This is a genomic window from Rathayibacter sp. AY1C1, assembly GCF_002932105.1.
In the GTDB taxonomy this organism is placed as follows: domain Bacteria; phylum Actinomycetota; class Actinomycetes; order Actinomycetales; family Microbacteriaceae; genus Rathayibacter.
Genome location: NZ_PSWH01000060.1, coordinates 1 through 7,272 on the forward strand (window position 1 = coordinate 1; position 7,272 = coordinate 7,272).

A 7,272-nucleotide genomic window follows, 5' to 3' on the forward strand; every position below is an offset into this window, starting at 1 on the left:
GGGGGGGGGGGGGGGGGGGGGGGGGGGGTGGGGGGGGGGGGGGGGGGCGGGACCCCGGAGGGCGTGAAGACGATCGCCGGCGTGAAGCCGGGCGCCTCCGGCTCCGCCGCGTTCACGGTGCGCTCGACGCAGCTGCGCGCGCTGTAGGGCGCGGTGGCCGTGGCCGTGACGGTCTTGCCGCCGACCGTGGCCGTGCCGGTGACCGTCGCCTCGCCCGCGGCGAGCTGCGTCGAGCGCACCGTGAACGCGGCGGAGCCGGAGGCGCCCGGCTTCACGCCGGCGATCGTCTTCACGCCCTCCGGGGTGCTGATCGAGACGTCCATCGGCACCGTGTCTCTGTTCTTGCCGACGACCGTCAGCACGACCTTGCCGGCGACGCAGCGCGACGTGGCGGTCGCGCTCACCTTCAGCGAGGACTGCACGGTGACCGTGACCTGCACCGGCATGCGAGACGCGTCCTGCGCGACGCCCGAGACCGTGAAGGTCCCGGCCGTGGCGTAGGCGGCGGGCGCGACGGCGTCCCAGGCCACGTCGACCGTGCTGGTGGTGCCGGCGGCGGTCGTGATCGTGGCGCGGGGCAGGGCCGGCGCGGTGCCGACCGTGGTCGTCGCGGTCAGCGGAGCGACCGAGGCGACGGCCAGGCCGGGGGCGTAGCCCTCGAGCACCTTCTGGTACTCGGAGCGCGTCACCGGGATGACCGTGCCGTGGCGCGGCTTGCCGCCGTCGGCGTTCTGCGGCAGGCCCGTGCGGAGCTTCGCTCCGAGCGGCTGCCAGGAGTCGCCGTTCGCGAGGTCGTCGGTGCCGAACGGGATGTAGTGGTTCGGCCCGTCGTGGTAGTTCGGCTGGTCGATGAAGAGGAACCAGTCGAGGCCGTTCACGTCGCCCTCGTTGGCGGGGAAGACGTTGGGGCCCTCACCGCTGGTGAAGGTCTTCCCGGGCTCGCCGTTGGGCAGGCCCGAGGCCACCTTCTCCTTGACCAGCGACCACTCGTCCGCCGGTCCGCCGGTGCCGGGCAGCGAGCCCGAGACGGTGGCCAGCAGGTCGGTGCTCTTCTCCTCGCGGAGGGTCATCGACGCCTCGTCCTTGGTGAAGCGGTAGTAGGTGTCGCCGTCCTTCGCGACCGTCGAGTCGATGGTGCCCTTGCCGGCGCCGCGCTTGACGTCGATCCACGGCTTCGCCTCCGAGAAGGAGGTGAAGTCCTCGGTCGTCGCGTACATCATCTGGTTGTAGGTGACGGAGGCGCGGTCGGCCGTGTTCGTGGTCGGGTACATGTTCGAGGCCCAGAACACGACGTAGGTCTGGAGCTCGTCGTCCCAGTACGCCTCGGGGGCCCAGGTGTTGCCGGCGAAGTCGGTGGAGACCTTGACGTGGCGCTGAGCGGACCAGTTCACCAGGTCGGTCGACTCCCAGACCTCGATGTACTTCGAGCCCGACTTCTGCGCGGTGTCGAAGCCGCCGGGGAGCCCGTCGATCTTCAGGTCGGTGGCGAGCATGAAGAACTTGTCGCCCTCGTGCGAGCGGATGATGAACGGGTCGCGCAGGCCCATCGTCCCCAGGTTCGAGGTGAAGACCGGCTTGCCGCCGTTCAGCGTGTTCCAGCTCAGCGCGTCGTTGCCCTTCGAGGCGGCGAGGCTGATGCGCTCGGCGCCGTCGCCCTCTCCGGTGAAGAACGCCCAGACGTACGCCTCGGTGTCGTCGGTGCCGGCGGGGAGCGGCTGCACCCGGAGGGTGAAGTCGCGGGTCCGGGTGGTGGATCCGCTGGTCGCGGTCGCGCGGACGACCACGTCGATCGCGGGGCTCCCGGTCGCGGGGCGGTCGACGTCGATGGTGCGGGTGCCGGCGGCGCTGCCGTCGCGGACGGTCGCTCCGCTCGGGCTGACGACGCTCCAGGCGATGCTCGAGCCGAGCGTGCCGGTGGTGGGCACCGAGACGTTCGTCCGGATGTCGTCGACGTTCGGGATGGCGATCGCGGCGAGGTCGCGCTGGACCTTCGTCGCGTCGTCCAGCTGCGCGGCGACGCGCACCGCGTAGTCGACCGAGCGGGTCTCGGTGCCGACCCTGTAGGTGGCGGTGAGGGTGGCGGTGGCGTCCGGCTGCCCCGCGGCGGGGCGCGTGACGGTCGCGGTGCCGCCGGTGATGGCCACGGCCGCGCTGTTCGACGTCCAGGTGATGCCGACGCCGCTGGCGGTGGTGGGCACCGTGAAGCCGGCGGTCGCCTCCGTGGGCACCGTGACCGACGCGACGGCGCGGTCGAGGGCCTGCGAGGAGTAGAGCGCCTGCACGGAGCTGCTGCTGAGGGCGCTGTCGTAGACGGCGAAGTCGTCCATCTCGCCGTTCCAGCCCGGGTCGTTGTAGGTCGAGCGCGCGATGTACGCGACGAGCGACGGGCCGAACGAGGAGACGTCGCGGGCGATCGTGCTCTGCGAGATCTGCGCGCCGTTGACGTACACGGTGAGCTTGCCGGTCGAGCCGTCGATGACGGTCGTGTAGAGCGAGAGGCCCGAGGGGGTGCGCGCGCCGACGGTCGGGGTGCCCGTCGCCCCGGCGCCGACCTCGGTGTTGTAGGGAGCGCCCGCGTTGACCGAGTTGGTGACGACCGACTTGGTGTAGCCGGAGAGGTTGCTCGGGTTGAGCAGCCAGTAGCCGGAGGAGAACGAGGCGCCGGAGGCGACGGGCGCTCCGACGAACGCGGCGGCGACGTTGCCGGTCCCGCCCTTGTGGGCGAGCCAGGTCGAGAAGGTCAGGTCCTTCTTGCCGACGAGGCCGGCGGTGGGGATCTCGAGGTAGGGGGCGGCCGCGGCGGATCCGCCGGGGAGGCTGATGAGCCCGTTGCGGAACTGGGCCCCGGAGCCGCGCAGCGTCGCGCTGTAGCCGTTGCCGCTGGTGTCGGCGACCGTGGTGCCGGTGGGGGCGGTGTCGAACGTGTAGTGGAGGAGCGGGGTCTCGGTGGCTCCGAAGGCGGAGCTGGGGACCGTGGCGCCGAGCAGCGCCGTGGCGGCGACGGTCGCGACCGCCAGAGCGGTCCTCACCGCCGATCGTGATCGTCTCATGCAGATAGGCCCTCGTGATCGGGTGCGGCGTCGAGGCACGATCCGCAGGGCCGCGGAGGTGTGCGTCTTCGCACGGGATGTGAAAGTGAACATCCTAGATCGCGGTACCGGATCCTGACCAGACCCCGGGAGAGGTCTGCGGGCTCGCGCAGAACGCCGGCCGGACGCGCGGTTCCTCGCCTCTCGACCGAGGGGCACTGCTCTCCGCCGACGTTCTGCCGGAGCCGGCCGGGTGGCACGATGTCCGCATGGCCTCCGACCGCCCCGTCCTGCTCGTCGTCGACGTCGCCGACGGCGGCCGCGAGGATCCCGAGTTCGAGATCGAGCTGCAGCTGCTGACCGCGAGCGTCGTCTCGGCCGCCACCGCCGCGGGCTTCGTGGTCGACCGCGTCCCTGCCGAGCAGGCCGGCGCCGCCGAGCTCGAGCGCCGGCTCGCCGCCGCCGACGCCGTCGTGGTCACCGGAGGGGAGGACGTCGACCCGTCCCTCTACGGCGGCCGGTCCGACGACCCGCACCGAGGCCAGTCCTTCCCCGCGGCCGACCGCGCGCAGATCGCGCTCGTCCGCCGTGCCGTCGAGACGCGGACCCCGCTGGTCGGGATCTGCCGCGGGATGCAGCTGGTCAACGTCGCCCTCGGCGGCGACCTCGTGCAGCACCTGCCCGGCGCCGGTCACGTGGGCCGGTCGGTCCCCGGCGAGCACCTGTCCGGGATGGTCGACCACCGCGTGGCGCTCGAGCCGGGCAGCGCCCTCGCTCGCATCCTCGGCGCCGCCGAGCTCGACGTCCGCAGCTCCCACCACCAGGCCGTCGACCGTCCCGGCGAGGGCCTCGTCGTGGTCGGCCGCGCCGACGACGGCACCGTCGAGGCCCTTGAGCACGAGTCCGCGCCGCTCTGGTGCGTGCAGTGGCACCCGGAGGACGCGGGCTCGCGAGGCACCGTGCTCACGGACCTGCTCGAGGCGGCGCTCGCCGCGACCGCTACTTGATCGACCCGCGCATCACTCCGCTGACCACCCAGCGCTGCGCGAAGAGGTACACGATCAGCAGCGGCGCCATCGCCATCAGGTAGGACGCGAAGGCGACGGTGTAGTTCGTGTTGAACTGCCCCTGGAAGACGTACTCGGCCAGCGGCAGGGTGCGGGCGGACGGGTCCGAGAGCACCACGAGCGGCAGGATGAAGTCGTTCCACGCCCACACGCAGGTCAGGATCCCGACGGTCGCGTTCATCGGGCCGAGCAGCGGGAAGATCACCTGCCAGTAGGTCCGCCAGGTCGAGGCGCCGTCGGTGCGCGCCGCCTCCTCGAGCTCGATGGGGATCGAGCGGATGAAGGCCGTGTAGATGAACGTGTTGATCGAGAGCCCGAACACGGCGTAGAGCAGGATCAGCCCGGCCTGGTTGTCCAGGCCCAGCAGGGCCGTCTCCTTCACCACCGGCAGCATGATGATCGGGAACGGCACGAAGACCGCGGCGAGCAGGTAGAAGTAGACGCCCTTGAAGAACGGCCTGTGCATGTTCCGGGCGACCGCGTAGGCGACCATCGAGTTCGAGAACAGCGTCAGCACGACGGCTCCGACCGTGATCAGCGCGGTGTTCACGAAGGCCTGCGGGAAGCGGGTCGCCGTCCACGCCTCGGCGAAGTTGCCCCACGAGATCGAGGTCGGCAGCTCGAACCCGGTGCCGCCGAGCTGGTCGGGCGTCTTCAGCGCGGTCACGACGGCGAAGTAGAGCGGCAGGAGGATCGTCAGCGAGCAGACCGCGATGAGCGCGGTCGCCCACCAGTTGATCCGGTAGGTGTCGCGGGAGGGCCGGCGCCGCCCCTCGGGCTCGCCGAGGGCGATCGCGGTCGTGGGGGTGATGGTCGATGTCATCAGAACGACGCCTCTCTGCGGCTGAGGACTCGGAACTGGATCAGCGAGACCACGATGATGATGAGGAAGTAGAGGACGGCGTTGGCCGTCTGATAGGCGTACTCGCCGCCCTGGAAGCCGCCGCGGTAGATCAGCAGCGTGATCGACTCCGTCGAGGTGCCGGGACCGCCGTTGGTGAGGGCGATGATGTGGTCGAACACCTGGAGGAAGTTCTTCATCGAGATGACCATGTTGATCGTGAAGAAGGAGGCGATCAGCGGGAACGTGATCGAGGTGAACTGCCGCCACCTCCCCGCTCCGTCGAGCGAGGTCGCCTCGTAGAGCTCGCCCGGGATCGTCTGGAGTCCGGCGAGGTAGATGATGATCGAGAAGGCCGAGGCCTGCCAGACCGCCAGCACCACGATCGCCACCCACGCCCAGTCGGCGTTCGCGAGGATGTTCTCGCCGATCACCGGGATCGCGCCGAGGATCTGCGGCAGCGAGTTCGCGAAGAGGTACTGGAACACGTAGCCGATGACCAGGGTCGAGAGCACGTAGGGGATGAAGTAGATCCCGCGGAACGCCGTCTGGAACCTGATCCGCGCGTTGAGGGCGACGGCGATGGCGAGCGAGATCACGTTCACCAGCACGGTCGCCACGATCGCGAAGCCGAAGGTGAACCAGTAGGCCTTCCAGACACGGTCGTCCTGGAGGAGCGCGAGGTAGTTCGAGGCGCCGATCAGGTCCCACGAGCCGTAGCCCGCGTAGTCGGTGAAGCTGAAGAAGATTCCGGTGAGGACCGGGACCGTGTGGAGCACGAAGAAGAGCAGGACGGCGGGGACCGTCATCCAGTAGAAGGTCTTCGAGGTGCGCCCGATGATGCGCTTGCGGCGCGCGGGCGGCGGAGGAGTGGTCGCCACCGCCTGCGCGGCGGCCGTCGTGGTCGTGGTCATGGGGTCACTTCCTGGTCGTGCGTGCCGCGACTTTGCGCCACTCACTGTCGAGGGTCCGGAGCGCCGCGTCGGCGTCCCCGCTGGCGAGGAACGCCTGGAGCGTGGGGTTGATCGGGATGCTCGCGGGGATCTGGTGGTCGACGAAGCCGATCAGCCGTCCCTGCTCGAAGTAGGGCTGCAGCTCGGCCAGCGTGGGGTCCGAGTTGGGTGCGGCGCCGACCAGCGGCGAGAAGGCGGCCTGGCTCGCGACGTACGGCTCGACGACTCCGGGGGTCAGCAGGAAGTCGACGAAGCGGCGGGCCGCGTCGAGCTTCGGAGTGCCGCGGCCGATGGCGACGGCCACGTCGACGCCCGAGGTGACCCGCGTGTCCGCGGGGTCGTCGAGCACCGGGTAGGGGAAGACGCCGAGATCGATGTCGGGGTTGTTCGTGCGCACCGGGTTGATCGCCCAGATGCCCTGCGGGTACATGGCCGCCTCGCCCGCGGCGAAGGCCTGGTTGCCGTCGTCGTAGCCGCGGCCGAACGAGCCCTCCTGCGTGTACGAGAAGAGCTGCCCGAGCCGCTCCATCGTCGTCGCGTAGTCCTTCGTGAACGAGACGGGGGAGTCGGGGCCGAGCGCCGCTCCCTCCTCGCGCATCGCGTCGAAGAAGCCGTCCGGCTGCAGCTGCCCGCCGAGCGCGTTGAAGGCGGGGGCGCCGGTCCAGTTGTCGAGCAGGGCGCCGTAGAAGGGAGTGATCCCGGCGGCGGTGAGCGTCTCGCAGACGGCGATCAGCTCGTCCCAGGTGGTCGGCACCTCGATCCCGTTCTCGGCGAAGATCGTGCGGTTGTAGAGGATCCCGTCCGCGTTGTTCGCGAAGGCGAGCGCGTTCACCTCGTTCCCCTCGAAGCTGCCGAGGGCGGCGAGGATGTCGAGGGCCGCCGGGTTCACCCGCTCGACCAGCTCGTCGCCGGTGAAGTCGTGGAACACGCCGGCCTTCGCGAGGTCGGCGTAGTAGCCGCTGCCGTTCAGGGTCAGCACATCCGGCACCTTGTCCTTGACGAGCAGGGTGCGGATGGCCGTGTCGGGGTCGGGCACGTTGTTGGCGATGACCCGGATGTCCGGGTTGGCCGCCTCGAACTCGCGGATGATCCGCGCGAAGTCCTCCACCGCCTCCGCCTTGAACTGGAAGAAGTCGAGCGTGGTCACTCCGTCGCCGGCGCCGGGGGAGGCGCAGGAGGCGAGGGCGGCGGCGGACGCCGCGGCGAGCGGCACCGAGAGGAACAGCCGCCGGGAGAACCCGGGGGGATGCGGATGAGCGGACATGCGGCGCCTCCTTGCGCGTGGGGACAGGTCTCAGGGCGCGCTCGACCGCGGAGGGCGGTGCGAGAGCAGGTGCGGCGGCGGGGGAGCGGGCCCTGAGACCTGTCCCCACGCGCAAGGA

At 70.6% G+C, this 7,272-nt stretch carries 5 protein-coding genes; 1 reads left to right on the top strand and 4 read right to left on the bottom strand.

The window, feature by feature from the left end:
• On the bottom strand, positions 1-3,029 hold a 3,029-nt coding region (locus C5C71_RS16885), incomplete at its 3' end, for an immunoglobulin-like domain-containing protein (protein ID WP_104338156.1).
• A gap of 269 nt (positions 3,030-3,298) precedes the next feature.
• On the opposite strand from C5C71_RS16885, the gene C5C71_RS16890 reads away from it, so the two are divergent.
• Positions 3,299-4,036 carry a gamma-glutamyl-gamma-aminobutyrate hydrolase family protein gene (locus tag C5C71_RS16890; protein ID WP_104260516.1) on the top strand — a complete coding sequence of 246 codons (738 nt, stop codon included), beginning with the start codon at positions 3,299-3,301 and terminating at the stop codon, positions 4,034-4,036.
• Here C5C71_RS16890 and C5C71_RS16895 read toward each other — a convergent pair.
• Genes C5C71_RS16895 through C5C71_RS16905 form a run of 3 tightly spaced genes read right to left on the bottom strand, consistent with a single transcriptional unit; the run spans position 4,029 to position 7,154 of the window.
• On the bottom strand, positions 4,029-4,919 hold the full coding sequence (locus C5C71_RS16895; RefSeq protein ID WP_347877594.1) for a carbohydrate ABC transporter permease: 891 nt from the start codon (positions 4,917-4,919) through the stop codon (positions 4,029-4,031). The genes C5C71_RS16890 and C5C71_RS16895 overlap by 8 nt on opposite strands.
• On the bottom strand, positions 4,919-5,851 hold the full coding sequence (locus C5C71_RS16900; RefSeq protein ID WP_104338157.1) for a carbohydrate ABC transporter permease: 933 nt from the start codon (positions 5,849-5,851) through the stop codon (positions 4,919-4,921). The genes C5C71_RS16895 and C5C71_RS16900 overlap by 1 nt, the downstream gene beginning before the upstream one ends.
• A 4-nt stretch (positions 5,852-5,855) precedes the next feature.
• Positions 5,856-7,154: an ABC transporter substrate-binding protein gene (locus C5C71_RS16905; RefSeq protein WP_104338158.1), complete on the bottom strand. Its 1,299-nt coding sequence runs from the start codon at positions 7,152-7,154 to the stop codon at positions 5,856-5,858.
• Between the last annotated feature and the right edge of the window lie 118 nt (positions 7,155-7,272).